Source organism: Bacillus salipaludis (assembly GCF_030938565.1).
GTDB lineage: Bacteria > Bacillota > Bacilli > Bacillales > Cytobacillaceae > Neobacillus > Neobacillus salipaludis_A.
This window is the reverse complement of record NZ_JAVGVR010000002.1, coordinates 441,949-459,584: the sequence shown is the minus strand read 5'-3', so window position 1 is coordinate 459,584 and position 17,636 is coordinate 441,949. Positions and strand designations below refer to the sequence as shown.

Below are 17,636 nucleotides of genomic sequence, written 5' to 3'. Positions count from 1 at the left end.
AGGGCAGGGCCCCTGTATCGGGGTTGTTAAGGGATAAATTCCTTAACGCGGGGGAGCGACCGAAGGGGGTGCGGTCTTATAATTCTGTTCTAATCGACCGTTCGACCAAAGATATATTTCCCTTTATCCCATAAGTGAATTTAACAAAATGATGGTCTTAAGACTGCTTCTGTTAAATATACTTTTTTGTTTTCTACCTTAAAATAAGGGTCACAACAGAAAAGAGCTTTTATCTTAACTAAGTTGTGAGAACTATTGGATTATCAATGGTTCTCACATCGTTTACATGTTTCAATGTAAATAATGGTTTAAATAAAGTTTAATCATTTTAGGGAATAAATGGAATACGACTTATTGAGCTACATGTACCTTAATTCAATAAGTATAAAAAAAGGGAGATGGATTCACATTTCTTGTTTTGATTTGTTGCTCCGCTTCCCATTTGGTAAGATGTTTTTCAGGTTTCTCGAGGCTGCTACCTCATATACTTTACGAACGAACATATGTTTCGTATACAATATTCTTTATTTAGTCTCTAATTCACTTTTTTATAAAGGGGGTACAACCAGCAAAACGCAAATTTACAACGTTAACCAATAAATTCAAAAATAAAAAGCCCAATTTCCCAATAATGCTGAGAAATTGGGCTTTTCCGATATTCCATAAAAGCGCCCGCTTATTGAAGATCATTCTTAATACATCTTTTACAATGCCTTTTTAATTCTATTTCCACACAATCTATTCAACTGTTAGTAATTGCTCGAAGAAAGCGCCGATTTCCAGTTCCCGATCAATAAAATGTATCTCCAGAATCCAATCTCGCGGTTGTCCTATCTTATCAGATTCTCTCATCGGAACTTTATTGTCAGGATGAATATAGTTTTCAATTTCTTCTCCTTGGATTCGTTATTTCCTTTTAATGCGTGTTGGTATTGGGGCATCCTGTAATGCCACCCTTGATCCGAATGAATTAGAAGTTCGTCCTCATCTGAAAGTCGTTCAAATGCCTAATCTAGCATTGTTTTAACAAGAGAAAACTTTGTTCTTGAATCGATAGTATACGTGATAATTTCCCCGTTAAATAAATCTAACATGGGGGATAAATAGTATTTAGCACAAGTTGACCCGTGGCTTCATTTAGCTGGCTATGTAGAGAAAATGGCTATTAAATTACTTGAAGAATATAAACTTGGAAGAAATCTCTATACAAATGTGGAACTTTATGCGGCTGCTGTTATGAAGGTGATTGATATGCCTCCTGAATTATTTACTCCTACTTTTACAGTGAGCCCATTTGTCGGATGGACAGCTCATGTCATTGAACAGTCTTTTGATAAAACCATTTTTCGTCCAGAGGCAAAGTATATCGGTAATCAGACAGTTGAGTGTCAAAGATTATAATTCTATAGATTTTTTTTAATATGTCATCGATTTACAAAACATCCCTCAACCAACCAGTAGAGGAGAATACACCAGTATAAACAATAAAACGGGTCATCTGCTAAAAGTAAGCACATGGCCCGTTTAGATGACTCTCACGGATTTTTTAATTTATATAAAGCCGGGGCAAATCCACCAGTATCGTTTTATGCACCTTTTCTCTTATAGAGTTCAGCATTAAAAATCTCAGCATGTTCATTAGTTAAACGAATATAATTAACACCATTCTCAAATTTTGTTCTAACATAGCCCTTTTTTTCCAACCGGTAAACTAAGGATTTTAATTTAGTCCAACCCTCTTTATCGTGTTTTCCTATAAAGAATGACTCACGGCTATATTCAATCCAATCATCCTCAAGCTCCTCTGTTGCATACTTGTTAATGAGGTGACCAATAACCATACAGTAATAGATGTTTATTTTATTAAAATTTTCTAGATAGAGTGGTATTAATACGCCTTTATTGGAGTCCGTATTATCACAATCTAAATATAGCTTTTTAGCTTTTTCAGTTAATGAAACTTCCCCCTTATATTCACTGGTGTTTTCCTTAATAGTTTTAATGTCCGGAACCACCACCTTACACATTTGACATAAATCATCCCCCTGATAATCTGAAATATCCTTTACATAGATACTTCTTATTGCCGTTTCCGGATCTTTATTTCGTGCTCTAGTACAATATGGTTGATTAATAGTATTAGGGACAATATGAAGCTTCTGACCTTTCCCAAATTGTACTAGTTTAAAGCTAGTAGGTACGGATTCGGCTAATTCCTTGTAAGTGATTTTGCTCATGTTGATATGCCTCCTCATAATTGAGCCGAGGATTAGACCCCGGTATTATTTTTAAACTTGTAATGGCCCTTCAAACCATTCCATCGCATTAGAAGGGAATTTTTCCTCTTTCAAATACGCAACATCTTCATTAGTTAATTTATAATGATTGGATTTGCCTTCAACCAATCTATTAGAAAACTGAGCCTTTAAAAATTTGTGATAAAACTTCATTGTGTCGTAAGTTTCCAATGTATGAACAATTTAAACAGTATCACCATATTCAAATTTTACACAAGGAAGTTGTATAAGTAAATTTGAGCGTACCGTTGAAAATTGTAGCAACAAAATGAAACCGTGTTTCGGAATTTCACGCTGCTTCTTCTCTTTCTTTTCGCCTTTAAACATTTAATTCTCTTTCCTTATCTTCTTGCATAACAAATTTTTTGTTATATTCCTTAACAAAATCATCATCTATAGAGTCATAAAAACTCAATATTTCTTGAACCATTTTCAAAATATCGCTTGTGGACCACATATATTTACGACTCAACCGTTATTTACCACGGCTAATCCTTCCTCATAAGGAACTAATTCAATGTTGCCAAGATGCCCGGAATTATAACCACCCATCATTCCATTCTCACGTATTTCCTTTATTATACGATCGCCAATACTCATTTCACTTTCAAAAATTTTTTTTATTGAATGATACAATTTCCAAATATCAATCGCATTGCCATTAGGTTGTATTTTTTTCTCTTTCAATAAGAGAAGCAAAAATATTTCTAACCTCATCCTTGCTTTTTCCGGTCATGTTACCGATCTCTTGTAAATCCACTTTGTCATAATAAAAACTGGAGTGCATACAGTAAGCATTCAATACAATAAATTCGTCAGTAGTTAAACCATATTTTACATAACCTTTTGCTAATATTTGTGCTAATTCTATGTTGGTTGGCCTTTCGGTCTGACGTCCTCTATCTAAACGTACTGTGCTTGACTAAAAATTCCTCTGTTCCAAGTCTTCACTTTTTATCTCCTATTTTTTTATCCTGCCTAATCCCCCTTCCTTGCTAACCGTTTGGCGGTGGCACTTTGATAAATATAATAATTTGTCCGGGCGTACATATAATGATAATTTGAATTTAGCACATATTGAAATTAGAATTTTAATGCAAGAACAATAAAAAAATTTTCCTAAAAAAAAGAGCTCTCCTTACAATGATGTTTTATTGACTTGGATAATTGTGGATACTAAAATTTAACAGGTAACACACATATAGGAGTTTAAAAATAGATATCAGAGGGAAGTGGAATCCGAAAATGAAGCAATACAATACGCGTGTCATCATGGCGTCGCTACTTATCTGCGGTTTCGTTGGCATGTTCAGTGAGACTGCTCTCAACATTGCGATTAGTAATTTAATGGTCGTCTTCCAAATTTCGGCTGCTACCGCACAGTGGTTGACGACGGGGTTCCTGCTTACTCTCGGCATTTTGATGCCGATGACTGGGTTGCTCCTCCAATGGTTTACGACCAGGCAATTGTTTATCGGTTCACTGGTTAGCTCCATCGTAGGCACATTGATTGCGGCTCTATCGTTCAATTTCGAAATGCTTATGGTTGCTCGAGTTCTTCAAGCGGTCGGCATGGGCCTGTTGATTCCACTTATGTTCAATACGATCCTCGTCGTATATCCACCAGAGAAGCGCGGGGCGGCGATGGGTTTCGTCGGACTTGTAATCATGTTCGCACCAGCGATTGGTCCGACCGTGGCAGGGCTTCTAATCGAATATTTAACATGGCATTACATCTTCTGGCTATCTCTGCCGTTTTTAGTGGTAGGGCTTTTGGTAGGGCTTAAGTATTTAGAAAATGTTACCGAAGTCACGAAGCCTAGAATTGATTTACTTTCTGTCATATTATCAACGTTCGGCTTTGGCGGCATTGTCTTTGGCTTTAGCAAGGCGGGTGAAGGGACGGAAGTCTGGACCAGCCCGGCAGTGGTCTCTTCCATCGCAATCGGGCTGGCTGCACTCGTGCTGTTCACTTTGAGGCAGATATTTATGCGTGAGCCGATGATGGACTTTGGTGTCTTTAAGTATCCAATGTATATCGTTGGGCTGCTTATGGTACTATCTTGTATGATGATAATCCTGTCAAGCATGATTATTCTGCCACTGTTTCTTCAAAACGGTATGAAACTATCCGCGTTTACTGCTGGGCTTATGTTGTTGCCAGGTAGCGCGCTGAACGGCATCCTGTCACCTCGCATGGGGAGTTTGTTCGACAAATATGGGCCGAAGTGTCTTGTTATTTCCGGTCTCGTCGTCGTCGCGATTATGTTATGGTGTCTTTCCAGCAGTTCGCCTTCATCTTCGATTGCTTTTATTGTCGCCTTGCATATCGGACTAATGGTCGGCATTTCCATGGTCTGGATGCCTGCGCAGACGAACGGCCTGAATCAGCTGCCGCCGGAGCTTTATCCACACGGTACGGCAGTCATGAACACACTGCAGCAGGTTGCGGGTGCGATAGGAACAACTATTGCAATCATTATCCTAACGAGCGGAATGGAGAAGTATAAGCACGTATCCCCTGCTCCAACCCAACCGACCGAGATGGCAAAAGCAATGACGTTCGGCTCACAGAACGTGTTCTTGTTTGCAATGATCGTGACGCTGATCAGTCTGGTGCTAGCATTCTTTATCCGCCGCGTTATCGTCAACCATGCGGCGATGAATTCGATGCATTAATGTTTTCCAAAGGGAGCCTGCAACTGGCCCCCTTTTTTCATGAATTAGTATATTTTTATAATTACATCCAATAAAGGATTAAAAATAATTATCAGGAAACAGTTCCTTAGTTTTTTCTTGCCTGTACAGTCTCCTTCTTGATCTAAACGTACGCTGCTTGATTAAAAAGTTATCTCTGTTCCTTGGTTTTACCTCTTTTTCTTTTATTATATAATCCTCCAATATAAACCCTCCTTGCTGTCATAGAGTCAAAATTATGCTTTTCTTATCATTAAAAAGGAGCAAGTCATTGCTTCTTTTTGTTATCTGGGTAAGTGTATCACCCTAATACTCTAAAACGAGAGGATTTTATTAGATGAAACGTATGATAATCGCATTAATTATAATGGATATTCTAATCTTAATGGCTGTAATCTGTGGTAAATTTTCTTTAGAATTTAACCTAATTATGTTTTTGTATTTTGCGATAAATACATACAATTGTAACTTCTAAAGTAATATTAAAGCAAAACCCTCAAGAAAACTTAGAAGACATATAGTTTTGATAAATTAGTGATAAAATCCATCAATAAAAATGATATTAGAAAAAATGACCTAGTAGCAATTGAGGAGGTCGTTTTATTTTCTTTCTTTTTAGATCTATATACCATTTATACGTATACTTTATTTTAATTCACCAGATATCACGGAGATTAAAATTAAAATATCCATTAAAACTAATGTAATTACTAGAAGATATTTCATATAAAAAAACGCCTCTTGTCCTTATTAATTAAACAATATTAATAAAATTTAATTTTCTATTATCTAAAAGAAGAACGGTTTATAGTCTGTTCCATTCTTTTCCCCTACTTTGTTTTAGGATTATACCGGTAAATCCCAATGTTAATTGCTAAAATAATAACCTAGTAAAGTCCGTACATATAAACTGAAAACCCATATTTTCTTGGAAGCTCGCTCCAGCATAAGATAAAAATAGTATATTTGGGATTTTTCCAATTAAAGAGCAATAACAAAGACCTTCCAATTAATTGTACTTAAGCTACACCCAATGTTCACAATTGGTGCAGGAATTATTGAAAAAAAGACGCATAAAGAAAGTAACAGCAAGGTAATCAGCATTGCGGTACCCCCACCTTGGATAATCATGTGAATGAGACTGTTTTTTTCTGTTATTGTTAAACATAAAACAACAACTAGCAAAAAAACCAGAACGATTTTTTTACTATGTAAACCCCCGGGAAGAAATACCCGTTTAGAACTTCTTTTATAGCATAATTGGAATTTCACACTTTTATATTTTGGGTGAATTATAAATGAGTATGACATGGATTCCGTATTTTTTATTCTTCATAAGGATGTGGGTTCTTCCCATTCTTGTCATACATTGTCCCTATTAGCTTAAGACCATTTTTAAACATTCCATTAAAAATGACTTTTCCTGTAACAGGTTCATACAGTTTCCCCGATCCTTCTTTAACTCCATTGCTATTTACACCACCCTCATAAACTAATTTGACATTTTCATATTGCTTTACTTCCTTCTGACAACCAGCTAATGCCATAAAACATATAATTAAGATTGCAAAAAATGTTCTCACAATATCACCTTTTTGTTGATATCCTTCGTTTATAAATTTGTTAAATCCTTATATCTTTCAGGCTCATGGTGGATATATTCCTCGTATTGTTCGATAGGTTATTATCGACCTGCCTTACCAATCTAATATATTAAGATAATACCTGCTGGAACGGAAATTGATATGTTTTCGATTAATTGCGACACGTTATAGTAACCATAACTTTGATGTTTATTAAAAAGCTCTAAATCTGTAACCCGCGCCCCAAACTGTTTCAATGTACTGAGGATTGGAAGGATCTGTTTCAATTTTTTCACGGATTTTTCGTATGTGGACGGTCACTGTTGAAATATCACCTAATGAATCGAACCCCCATATCCTTTCGAACAACTGCTCTTTACTAAATACATGGTCTGGATGAAGAGACAAAAATGTTAAGATATCAAACTCCTTAGCAGTAATTATCACTTCATGATTATTAACAAAGACTCTCCTTGACACCTGATCAATTCTTAAACCACGAATAGCAATATCATTTTGTACTTCCTTACCTTTTAAACGTTCATATCGAGATAGATGGGCCTTGACTCTTGCAACCAGTTCAGAAGGACTGAATGGCTTTACAATATAATCATCCGCCCCTAATCCCAATCCGAGAATTTTATCAATATCTTCTTTTTTCGCAGACACCATAAGAACAGGTATATCTTTCTCGGTTCGGATTGCCTTACAAATTTGAAAACCATTTACACGAGGAAGCATAAGGTCAAGCAATACTAAATCAAACTCATTCATTAATGCCTTATTTAAACCAACTAGCCCTGTCAAAGCAATCTCAACCGAAAAACCCTCTATTTCTAAATAATCCCGTTCCAGTTCTGCAATACTTTTGTCATCTTCTATTATTAAGATCTTTTTCACTTTCATCACCTGTTTTTTCTATTGTAAATAGGATTGTGGTTCCTAGTCCCTTTTTACTTTCAGCCCATATTTTTCCATTATGTTCATCAATAATTCGTTTTGCAATGGACAAACCAAGGCCACTACCACCTTTTTCTGTTCCCCTTGATAAATCCTCTCGATAAAAGCGATCGAAAATGTACGGTAGATTTTCATCCGCTATTCCAGGGCCGTTGTCTTGCAATTTAAAAAGGACATGAGAGTCTATTGTTGAAAGATGAAAAGAGAGTCTTTTATATTTATTATCGTTATATTTTAAAGAATTATCGACAATATTCGTAATTACTCGCTTTAAATGTTCCCGATCTCCATTTATTAAATAATTACTATTTTTCATTATTTTTAAATCCACCTCTACATTTAGTTCCGCCACTTCAAAACGAAGTTCTTCCACAAAATCCTGTAAATAATGGTCAAAGTGGATTTTCTCAAAATGAAATGGAAGTCGCTGCAAGTCTAATTTGGAATACAAAAAAAGCTCATCAATCATATGATCTAAATCGATAGATTTCGAATAAATTGTCTGAATATAACGATCTATTTTTTCTGGAGTATTAGCCACTCCATCCCGAATCCCTTCGACATATCCTTTAATCGTTGTAATTGGGGTTTTGAGGTCATGTGATATATTTGCTATAAGCTCTTTCCGGTTTTCTTCATAGGCGAACTGCTTTTCAATCGATTCCTTTAATTTCATCCTCATTTCATTAAATCCCTGGGCCAACTGACCTAACTCATCTTTTGACATTGGTGTGATAGAATCATTGAGGTTTCCTTCTTTCATTTCTTGTGTAGCCTTTTGTAATTGTCTTATAGGAACCAGAATGCTTCTTGAAACAAAGTAGGTAAGCAATCCATTGGTAATAATTAAAATCAATATGAGACTAAAAAATAAAAATGGGAAAAAGGAGCGAACAAATTTGGCAAAACTACTGGAATCAGTAACAAAAAAAGAGACCCCTCTGTATTATCAGGAAAAAAGAAATCAATTTTCTTTATCCCAACCACTTTATGATCAATTTCTTCCAATGGATCGACACCGCCAAACACTCCAAACATAGGGAGGTCATCTTTATCTACGTGTTTTACTGAAACCGATTGATATATAATATTATTTCCCTTTCTAACAATTAGCCCAGTACCACCATTTTTGCTTAATTGGTTGTCAATCTTCTTTAAATACGATTGGCTGAGAAAATACCCTGGATTGCTCAATGTTTGACGATGTAAATCAATATATAACTGATCGTTCTTAGACATCTTATGTAGGTGTTCCGGTGGTAAATAGATGTTTCTTAGCTCTTTGATATCTCCTCTAAAAAGTAGTGCAACGAGAAAAGCTGAAACAATCACAAATATAATCGGAACAAGAATCATCACAAGATAGGATAAAACAAGTCTAAAACGAATCGACATATAATTCACTGCTTTCAAATTTAATATTCTTTAGTAGTAAACTTATAGTAACCAAGCGTGAAAAATAATGTACAAAATGATAACAAGTAAAGAGTTCTCCCTAAAGTTACTACGCTAAATCCGCTATTAATCCATCGTTGATACCAGCTATTATCATAAATAGGAAGCCACTGAGCTATCGTTGGGAATAGATAGGATATAGCCATCATCACTAAATAAAGTAAGATAGAAAATGTTATCGCCCTGCTGCTCGCTCCAAACCAAAGTGCAAGAAAAACCAGCATCAATCCAATCGCCATTAATGGCAGCCAAGATAACAGGTAAGCAAAAAAACCAAGGATTAGACCATGAAGTGTAAAATTTTCTAACCAGATAGCACCAGTTAACATAGAAGAAATAAATACAATCATCAATAGGGACAATAAATAAATGCAACTACAAGCAATCTTAGACACAAAAATTTTAAAACGAGATACTGGCCGAACTAAAAGAAATGAAAGTGTTTTTTGTTCTTGCTCTCCTGTAAACATATCACTAATTCCCAATGCCAATATTAATGGTAGATAAACTGAAACCGCCAAACCCAAAATAACCAATGGGAAACTTTCTCCATCGAATGCAGTAAAACCAAACCTATTTTGCATCATTTGAATAATTGGACCAGTTATTAATGGGAAGATTGCGGACAGGCAAAAAAGAACAATTGTCGAACGTTTTTGTATAAGCTTGCTCCATTCATTTCTAAAGTTCAACATGATCTTTCCCTTCCTTCCCACTACGAATACGGTCCATATAATACGATTCAAATGTCTGCGCCTCAGCTAATTCTGTTCTGGATATTTCCCCAATAATGGATCCCTTTGAAAGAATAGCGATTCGATTACATAGACGCTCAACTTCATCAATCAGGTGGGTAGATAGAATAACCGTAACACCTGCTTCCTTCACCAACCTGCTGATTAGTTGTTGAAAATCAACTTTTGCTTCAATATCCAAACCGTTTGTCGGTTCGTCCAAAATAACAAGGGTCGGGTTTGAGAGTAAAGCAGCAGCTAAATAGAAGCGTTGCCTCATTCCAGTTGAAAAAGATCTAACCTTTTCATCCATATGAGCTTCCATTCCTACCAAATTCATTACCTCACTTATTCTCGTTTTTCCAATTTCCGGGTATATCCTCGCTATAAGCATTAGGTTCTCATATGCGCTTAAATAGTCAAAAGCTTCTACACCACTAATTAAAGTTCCTACTGATTTCATTGCCTTTTCGAATTCTTCCATTACATTATAACCATTAATCAAGATTTTCCCTTTATCTGGACGGCACAAAGCTACAATACATTTCATTAAAGTTGTTTTCCCTGCTCCATTTGGTCCTAATAAACCAAAAATCTCTCCCTGGTTGACCGTTAAGGTAATATTTTCTACCCCACGACCATTTTTAAACCGTTTAGTAACATTTTGGAGTTCAAGTATTGGCACGCAGTTTCTTTCCCTTCTTTAAAAAATATTCCCTTCTAATTAGAAGAACCAGAGGGCGGAGATAGACTCTGCCTCTCTGGTAATCAGCATTGAAAATCTGTTTAATCTTCTTCATGTCCATGGTATTTTTCTTGTACTTTTACTACTTTTTTACCAGTTAAATTAATATTTGATACGTTTGCATTATTTAAATTATCAAACTGATTGGATAAATGTAGTACCAGATCATGATGTTTTCCGTTTAAATCATCACCTGACACAAAAATCTCTGCTTTTTGCCCGACTAAGTATTGGTCCTTATCGATATCACCCTGAAGGACGACTCTTGAGACACTTATGTTATTCTTTAATTGAGGCAATTGTGGCTTCAAATCTGCAAATGATAAAGAACCAAATCGCTGTTTTTCTTCATGCTTTGTTTTTTGATCAATATTTTTTAGGAAAAATGAAACTACTGCTTGCCCAACAGTTGGTATTTGATTTTTAGAAAGGTCTAGCTCAATTTGAGTATGACCTTTTGAGATATCTTTTGTAGTAATGCTGTCTTGATAGTTTTTTGTCAATGCATCAAAAATGGCTTCTACATCTTTTTGCATAGCAGGTGATAATCCTTCTTTTTCTTTCTCATCTTTTACTTCATGTTTATCTGCTTTCTCTTGCTTAACATAATAATTGACATCATTACTGCTTTTAACGATCTCCTTATTGTCCTGTGAATAGAAATCTACCTTTGTTGTTGTTCCATTTTTACTAACACTAGTAGAACTATTACTAGAATCATTGTTTAGATTTTCGGTGTTAATGGAGTCTACCTGATAAACCACCTTATCATTATCTGTTAAGGATCCTTTAATATGTGCTGAAAAACTGTTGATAGTTTGAGTCTTCTTTACAGCTGTTTTAAAGAGGTCATAGCCTGATGTTGAAGCCGAGGCAGATAAAACACCTCCTGCCATTAATAAGCCGCTAATACCAACGGCTGCTATTACTTTTGATTTCATTCCGATTTCCTCCTTCAAATGATTTTATGAAACATTATAATATTAGACTTGAAGCCTAAACACCCTATTAAGGAAATCTTAAATTTTTATTAAATGTATATATGATTGAAAAGAGGCTAACTCCATCCCTTTGGCAAAGGACCGATACGCGAATATATTATCCTGCTCTTTATCTTGGGTATGATTAGGACGGTTGACAAGGTTAAACAGGTGGAACATCTGTATAATTAGATGGGGATATTAGGGTAAAAGAAAAGCCCCTGATGAATATATATATTTTCATTTAGGGGTGTGAGTTAATAAATCATGTGAGTTTCTTATTTTACAATTAAATCGGTTTACGGTTATTTAAGAACCGAAATATTGGTGGTAACAAGAGTAGAATAGTGATTAACCTTAATGATTGAACTGCTACAACAAAAGTTGAATCCGCATGAAGAGCAAGCGCTGCGGTTGCCATCTCAGCCACTCCTCCAGGAGCGAAGGCTAAAATACAGGTTACTAGTGGAATCCGTGTCGTGATAGAGATTAAATAGGAGCATAAGAGCATGGTGATCACTAGAAAAATGGAGCTAAGTAATCCTAAGACAACGACTTTACCTAAACCTTTGAACATATTCTTATTTACCCGTGAACCAATACTGCTTCCGATCAAAGCCTGAGCAAGGATTATCAGTTCATGAGGCCAGTAAGTTGCTCCGGCATGTCTAAAAAAGACAGGGCATACCAATCGAACAATTGCCGCGCCTAGCATACTTCCCACAAGACAAGGGGCAGGCATCTTTATTATTTTGGTGAGATACGCTCCAGCCAGTGCCCCAAGCATGATAATTCCGGTAATATACAACGAATGAAGGGAAAAGGATCCTTGATGGCCCTCTAAATCGATTGCTACCGTTCTAGTTGTAAGGGTTCCTGCGACAAAAGGGATAACTCCGACAACCAGTAAAATACGCAGTGTTTGAATAATACTTACGACAAAGGCATTTGCTCCTACCTCTTCTGCAATTGTCGGCATCGCAGAAATACCGCCAGGAGTGGTGCCAAAAAGGCTGGTCATCATATTTATTTTACTAAAGCGCCATAATAAGATCCCCGAAAAAAAGGCAATCACAATGGATGAAATCACCATTAATATAATAATGAAAAAATAGTCTTCAAAGGTATCCATAATGGAAACGCTAAAGCTTCGTCCTAACTCAATACCTAATATTGTTTGTCCAATTTGCCTCCAATAAGGGTGGATGCCATTTTTCTTTATTTGAGTTTGAATCCATTTAGTAGGTAAGGAGGACAGAAGTGTAGCAAATATTAAGCTTCCCAACATCCAGGCAATCGGACTCCCTGAAATCGAAAAAATAAGTCCACCAATCATGCTAAAAAGAATATAAAAGGTATTTTTGGGAAAGGAGTAATATGTGTTTCTCATCCATTTTATACTTCCTTTTTGAGTGAATTCGTCAATTAGTTAATGTGCCCAAAAAGCGGTGGGCTTAATCAAAAAATGTAATAAAAAAAGCTTGTCTCCTTTAGCGGTGTTGTTTTAAAACTTTATAAAGGAAAAAAAAGCTCTCCTAAATATTTTAAACAGGAGATGAAAATAGAGGATAGAAATAGAAATAATATTTCTTCACAATTTAAGATTTTTGGAGGAAAGGTCATAATCCTACAATAAAGTCATGGTTCAAAGGGAATATTATGTTCTTTGTAAATGATTCTTTTTTTGTCCTCCCCTTTTTTGCCAAAAAATAATTGAAACAATTACAACAAAAAAAATTCCTAATGCAAAAATATACGTACCATATTTGGATACGTAATCGTGAACAATTTTCCATTGTGGACCAAGAAAACTTCCTAGCGTAATAAAAGTAATACACCATAATGCCGCACCTGCAAAAGCAAATAAAGAGAACTTTTTAATTGAATAGCTATTTATGCCAGCAAGATAGGCAGTAATATGTCGTACGCCAGGAATAAAGTATCCAATAATAAGCAAATACGGTCCTAACTTAGAATATAATTTTTTTGTTTTAACTATTCTAGGTTCCGTTATATGGATTTTTGGACCGAACTTGCTTAAAAAAGGAAGACCTAATTGCATTCCTAAAAAGTAACTAAGAGAGATTCCTACACACGTTCCTATTAATGCAAACAAAATTGATGGTAGTAAAGACATTCTACCTAGATAGACATTATAACCGACAAATGTAAGAAGAACTTCGTCCGGTAAAGGCAATCCAATAATCCCGCCAACTAACGCGATAAAGATGCCGACGTATCCGTAATGCTCGATAAGATAATTAAAATGCTGCATGAAAATTTCACTTCTTTCAATGATTACTGGAGGTTTTATAAGCCGTTTAATTAACAGACTTCCTCAAGTTGGATTAGTTTTGTCCCTACTTCTAATTGTTCTCTTCCCATTACCTTCTTAAACAGGATTATGAAGAACATAAATCCAGAGGCTTTTACAGTTACGATGAAGCAATATGGAAAATGAAAAGAAAACCCAAAATGAATATTTTGATTCCCCCTAACATTAGCCTTCCAAAACACATTTTAATTTTTGGTAGCGTCTTCCTAGTAGGGAATAAAGAAAAATAGGAATAATAATAAAGCTATTCCATATTCGTATGAATGGGGGGCTTACCATGCACGAGATGGCGTTTATTAAAGAATTTATAAAGCATCCTAGAACCGTCGGCGCTGTCTTCCCCAGTTCAAAACAGCTTGCCAAACAAATGATTGCACTGATCCAATTCGCCCATGCAAAAGGTATCGTCGAATATGGGCCAGGAACCGGGATTTTTACTGAACAACTGATTGACCATAAAAATGAAGATACGGTTTTGTTGGTCGTTGAATCCAACACAGAATTTTATGAGCTACTCAAGGAGAAATATTACGGAATTCCAAATGTTCATATAATCCATGGGTCCGCTGAAAATATTGACCGCTACATCCAAGAATATAAAGTTCCACAGGTGAATTATTTTGTTTCAGGTTTGCCTTTTACAAGCTTGCCGATAGATATTTCGAAAAATATCTTAAGGAAAACGAAAGCAATTTTGGGTAATAATGGAGAATTCGTTACTTTTCAATATAGCCAACTAAAAAAGGAGTTCTTCGTATTCTACTTTACTCATATTGAAATTATAAAGGTCCATTGGAATATTCCACCCGCATATATTTGTCAGCCCTAACTATATAAATTTGAACTACACCGCATAACAGCGGTGTTTTTTATTTTCCCTGATTTTCCCATAGACATTTCCAAATTTTATATAGCCTGTCCACTGAATTTGCTCTTACTTTTAGTTTGATAATATCAATAAATCGGGTTTTCTAAAAAATTCCCTTTTAAGTGGAAAATATGGAGGTGGGGTTTAATGATGATGAACAATCATAATCAAACAAATGGTTTTGTCCGTTACTTGTATTATATATTCATCCTGCTTTTGCTATTTTTCATGTATGGATTTAGTGACGCCAATGCCGGGGCTTATATATACACTGAATTTTAAGGCTGGAGGTGCTTTTTCTAAATGAGAATGTTATTAAAAATAAAAGATTTTGCTTTCACACAGCCGGAAGCTAAAGCTTTTATTTCGCCAAATCATCCATTAACGTATGGAGAACTTTGGCGAAAATCAAACCAAGTGGCAAGATATATTTTTAGCCAAAATATTTCAACAGGTTCACCCATAATGATTTACGGTCATATGGAACCAGAAATGATTATCTCTTTTTTGGGAAGTGTAAAATCCGGACATGCCTATATTCCCGTCGATCTTTCGATTCCTTTGGAAAGAATTGAAAAAATCAGCAAAGCTTCTCAATCCGAAATCTTCATCAATGTTACAGGAAACCCATTGGAATTCCAAAATTCAACCATTCAAATGATTACGTTTGATGAAATCAAAACCTTTTCTACTGATTCCGATGAAATTGATCCTGCCGATTGGGTATCTGAAGATGAAAATTTTTATATTATTTATACCTCGGGAAGCACTGGCAATCCAAAAGGAGTTCAAATTTCCGTCAATAATCTCCAAAGTTTTGTCGATTGGATGGTAGAAGATTTTCCGATTCAAGGAGGACTGCGCTTTATCAATCAAGCGCCCTTTTCTTTTGATCTTTCGGTAATGGATCTCTACCCTTGCCTGGCAACCGGTGGACATCTTTTTCCCATCACAAAGGAAATGATTGCGAAACCGAAATTGTTATTCGAAGCCCTAAAAACATCAAACACGCAGGTATGGACTTCTACTCCATCATTTGTGCAAATGTGCTTAATGGATCCGTCTTTTAATCAAGAATTGCTTCCAGAAATCATGGTTTTTTTATTCTGCGGAGAAATTCTACCCGTACAAATTGCTCGTCAACTTAAGGAACGATTTCCAAAAGCAAAGGTTTACAATACATACGGTCCAACAGAAGCGACTGTTGCCATTACCTTTGTCGAGATAACAAAAGAAATCCTTAACGTTTATCCGACCCTCCCTGTTGGAAGAGCAAAAAAAGATATTCAGTTACTGTTACTGAATGAGGATGGACATGAAGTCTCTGAAGGAGAAAAGGGGGAAATCATCATCGTCGGACCAAGCGTTAGCAAAGGGTATTTAGGGCAACCGGAATTAACGGAAAAGTCATTTTACACCTTCGACGGCAAACCAGCCTACCGTACTGGTGATGAAGGGGAAATGGTAGAGGATCTCCTTTTCTATAAAGGCAGGATCGATTTTCAAATAAAATTACACGGTTACAGAATGGAGCTAGAGGAGATTGAACAACACATTGCCAATTCTCAATATGTCAAAACAGCAGTGGTTATCCCGGTTTCCAAAGGGGGAAAAATCGAATATTTAACTGCGGCGATTGTGCCCGCCGAGCATGAATTTGACAAGGAATATCAGCTTACGGGTGCCATCAAAAAAGAACTCGGCAACAAGCTTCCGGCTTATATGATTCCGAAAAAGTTTGAGTATTATCATGAACTGCCGATAACACCGAACGGAAAAGTAGACCGAAAACGAATTAGAGAAAAGGTAATACTATGACACCATATGGTACATTTCTGTTCTTTTTTATCATAGCCATCCTTTTAGCACCTACTGTAATTCTTGGTTTATATGGGAAACGGTTTAAGACCTATAATATTCTTGTAACACTTATTTTTTTGGTGCTTATCTTTTCCGTAAATTTACGGGAAACCAATGCCCTTATCTTTTTTACCTTTTGGCAAGTAATCTTAATAAAAGGCTATATTGCCTATCGAAAAAAGGCAAACAGTGGGAACATTTTTTGCTTAGCGGTCATTCTTTCGATTCTCCCGCTTCTGTTATCTAAACTATCGTCCTATTTATTCATCGAAAATTTATGGGGATTTCTCGGGATATCGTATCTTACTTTTAAAGGTGTACAAATGATAATGGAAACTAGGGATGGATTAATTAAAAATCAGGTCCCCCTTATTCACCTGCTTTATTTCATCCTTTTCTTTCCAACCCTTTCATCTGGACCCATTGACAGATATCGCCGTTTTGAAAAAGATTTAAACGAGGACATACCAATGGAAGAATATAAACTTTTCCTATACAAAGGGATGAATAAAATCTTTCTTGGCTTTCTTTACAAGTTTATCATTGGTTATTTGATCCATCATTACATTATGATCAGACTTGGGCATTTTAGCCATGGTACCATCCAACATCATCTTTTTTATATGTATACCTATAGTTTATACCTGTTTTTTGATTTTGCAGGTTATAGCGCATTTGCCATTGGTGTCAGTTATATTATGGGTGTAAAAACTCCAGAAAACTTTAACCAACCTTTTATCAGCCGAAATATGAAAGACTTTTGGAATCGCTGGCATATGACACTTTCCTTTTGGTTCAGGGATTATGTGTTTATGCGGTTTGTGTTTTGGATGACGAAGAAAAAATGGATTAAAAATCGACAAATAGTTTCCAATTTGGGTTATATTCTGTTATTTTTATTAATGGGCTTTTGGCACGGATTGGAAATTCAATATATTCTTTATGGAGTTTACCACGCCTTTTTAATGGTTGCTTATAATTCGTTTGAACAATTTAATAAGAAACATCATTGGTGGCCGCAAAATAAAATGACTCATATTGCGTCTGTCATCATCACGTTCCATTTTGTATGCTTTGGATTTTATATTTTTTCAGGACACTTTTTACATAAAGGAGTATGAT

Annotated in this window: 16 protein-coding genes and 3 pseudogenes; 6 read left to right on the top strand and 13 right to left on the bottom strand. The window is 35.8% G+C overall.

Annotated elements, in window-relative coordinates; translation table 11 throughout:
• Positions 1-738: 738 nt before the first annotated feature.
• Positions 739-906 (bottom strand): annotated as a pseudogene (locus tag RCG21_RS33345) (M24 family metallopeptidase); the annotation flags it as partial.
• Positions 888-1,112 (bottom strand): annotated as a pseudogene (locus RCG21_RS33340) (DDE-type integrase/transposase/recombinase); the annotation flags it as partial. The pseudogenes RCG21_RS33340 and RCG21_RS33345, both read right to left, overlap by 19 nt.
• A gap of 10 nt (positions 1,113-1,122) precedes the next feature.
• On the opposite strand from RCG21_RS33340, the pseudogene RCG21_RS33335 reads away from it, so the two are divergent.
• A pseudogene (locus RCG21_RS33335) lies at positions 1,123-1,401 on the top strand (citrate/2-methylcitrate synthase); the annotation flags it as partial.
• Between the two features lie 185 nt (positions 1,402-1,586).
• Here the strand turns inward: RCG21_RS33335 and RCG21_RS33330 are convergent.
• Together RCG21_RS33330 and RCG21_RS33325 are read right to left on the bottom strand one after the other, a co-directional pair.
• On the bottom strand, positions 1,587-2,237 hold the full coding sequence (locus RCG21_RS33330) for a hypothetical protein (RefSeq protein ID WP_308914689.1): 651 nt from the start codon (positions 2,235-2,237) through the stop codon (positions 1,587-1,589).
• 528 nt (positions 2,238-2,765) lie between these two features.
• Positions 2,766-3,014: a hypothetical protein gene (locus RCG21_RS33325; RefSeq protein ID WP_308914688.1), complete on the bottom strand. Its 249-nt coding sequence runs from the start codon at positions 3,012-3,014 to the stop codon at positions 2,766-2,768.
• A gap of 528 nt (positions 3,015-3,542) precedes the next feature.
• On the opposite strand from RCG21_RS33325, the gene RCG21_RS33320 reads away from it, so the two are divergent.
• A complete protein-coding gene (locus RCG21_RS33320; RefSeq protein WP_308914687.1) occupies positions 3,543-4,976 on the top strand; it encodes an MDR family MFS transporter in 1,434 nt (477 codons plus the stop codon).
• A gap of 1,343 nt (positions 4,977-6,319) precedes the next feature.
• Here RCG21_RS33320 and RCG21_RS33315 read toward each other — a convergent pair.
• The 9 genes from RCG21_RS33315 to RCG21_RS33275 all read right to left on the bottom strand — a co-directional run bounded on the left by RCG21_RS33315 (position 6,320) and on the right by RCG21_RS33275 (position 13,726).
• On the bottom strand, positions 6,320-6,577 hold the full coding sequence (locus RCG21_RS33315) for a hypothetical protein (protein WP_308914686.1): 258 nt from the start codon (positions 6,575-6,577) through the stop codon (positions 6,320-6,322).
• A 213-nt stretch (positions 6,578-6,790) separates the two neighbouring features.
• Positions 6,791-7,486, bottom strand: coding sequence for a response regulator transcription factor (locus RCG21_RS33310; protein WP_308914685.1), 696 nt, complete (start codon positions 7,484-7,486; stop codon positions 6,791-6,793).
• The gene (locus RCG21_RS33305) at positions 7,449-8,369 is read right to left on the bottom strand and encodes a sensor histidine kinase (protein ID WP_504928520.1); all 921 of its coding nucleotides are present in this window, start codon (positions 8,367-8,369) and stop codon (positions 7,449-7,451) included. The genes RCG21_RS33310 and RCG21_RS33305 overlap by 38 nt, the downstream gene beginning before the upstream one ends.
• A gap of 20 nt (positions 8,370-8,389) precedes the next feature.
• The gene (locus RCG21_RS33300) at positions 8,390-8,932 is read right to left on the bottom strand and encodes a hypothetical protein (RefSeq protein WP_308914683.1); all 543 of its coding nucleotides are present in this window, start codon (positions 8,930-8,932) and stop codon (positions 8,390-8,392) included.
• 20 nt (positions 8,933-8,952) lie between these two features.
• Positions 8,953-9,687, bottom strand: coding sequence for an ABC transporter permease (locus RCG21_RS33295; protein ID WP_308914682.1), 735 nt, complete (start codon positions 9,685-9,687; stop codon positions 8,953-8,955).
• The gene (locus RCG21_RS33290) at positions 9,674-10,411 is read right to left on the bottom strand and encodes an ABC transporter ATP-binding protein (protein WP_308914681.1); all 738 of its coding nucleotides are present in this window, start codon (positions 10,409-10,411) and stop codon (positions 9,674-9,676) included. The genes RCG21_RS33295 and RCG21_RS33290 overlap by 14 nt, the downstream gene beginning before the upstream one ends.
• 101 nt (positions 10,412-10,512) lie before the next feature.
• A complete protein-coding gene (locus RCG21_RS33285; protein WP_308914680.1) occupies positions 10,513-11,412 on the bottom strand; it encodes a hypothetical protein in 900 nt (299 codons plus the stop codon).
• 328 nt (positions 11,413-11,740) lie between these two features.
• Positions 11,741-12,841 carry an AbrB family transcriptional regulator gene (locus tag RCG21_RS33280; protein ID WP_308914679.1) on the bottom strand — a complete coding sequence of 367 codons (1,101 nt, stop codon included), beginning with the start codon at positions 12,839-12,841 and terminating at the stop codon, positions 11,741-11,743.
• 267 nt (positions 12,842-13,108) lie between these two features.
• Entirely contained in the window at positions 13,109-13,726 is a 618-nt protein-coding gene (locus tag RCG21_RS33275) for a DedA family protein (RefSeq protein ID WP_308914678.1), read from the bottom strand.
• 337 nt (positions 13,727-14,063) lie between these two features.
• On the opposite strand from RCG21_RS33275, the gene RCG21_RS33270 reads away from it, so the two are divergent.
• The 4 genes from RCG21_RS33270 (at position 14,064) to dltB (ending at position 17,635) form a co-directional block, all read left to right on the top strand.
• A complete protein-coding gene (locus RCG21_RS33270) occupies positions 14,064-14,615 on the top strand; it encodes a class I SAM-dependent methyltransferase (RefSeq protein WP_308914677.1) in 552 nt (183 codons plus the stop codon).
• 186 nt (positions 14,616-14,801) lie between these two features.
• On the top strand, positions 14,802-14,936 hold the full coding sequence (gene dltX / locus RCG21_RS33265) for a teichoic acid D-Ala incorporation-associated protein DltX (protein ID WP_372512795.1): 135 nt from the start codon (positions 14,802-14,804) through the stop codon (positions 14,934-14,936).
• 21 nt (positions 14,937-14,957) lie between these two features.
• On the top strand, positions 14,958-16,472 hold the full coding sequence (dltA, locus tag RCG21_RS33260; RefSeq protein WP_308914676.1) for a D-alanine--poly(phosphoribitol) ligase subunit DltA: 1,515 nt from the start codon (positions 14,958-14,960) through the stop codon (positions 16,470-16,472).
• Positions 16,469-17,635 carry a D-alanyl-lipoteichoic acid biosynthesis protein DltB gene (gene dltB / locus RCG21_RS33255; RefSeq protein ID WP_308914675.1) on the top strand — a complete coding sequence of 389 codons (1,167 nt, stop codon included), beginning with the start codon at positions 16,469-16,471 and terminating at the stop codon, positions 17,633-17,635. The genes dltA and dltB overlap by 4 nt, the downstream gene beginning before the upstream one ends.
• Position 17,636 lies beyond the last annotated feature (1 nt).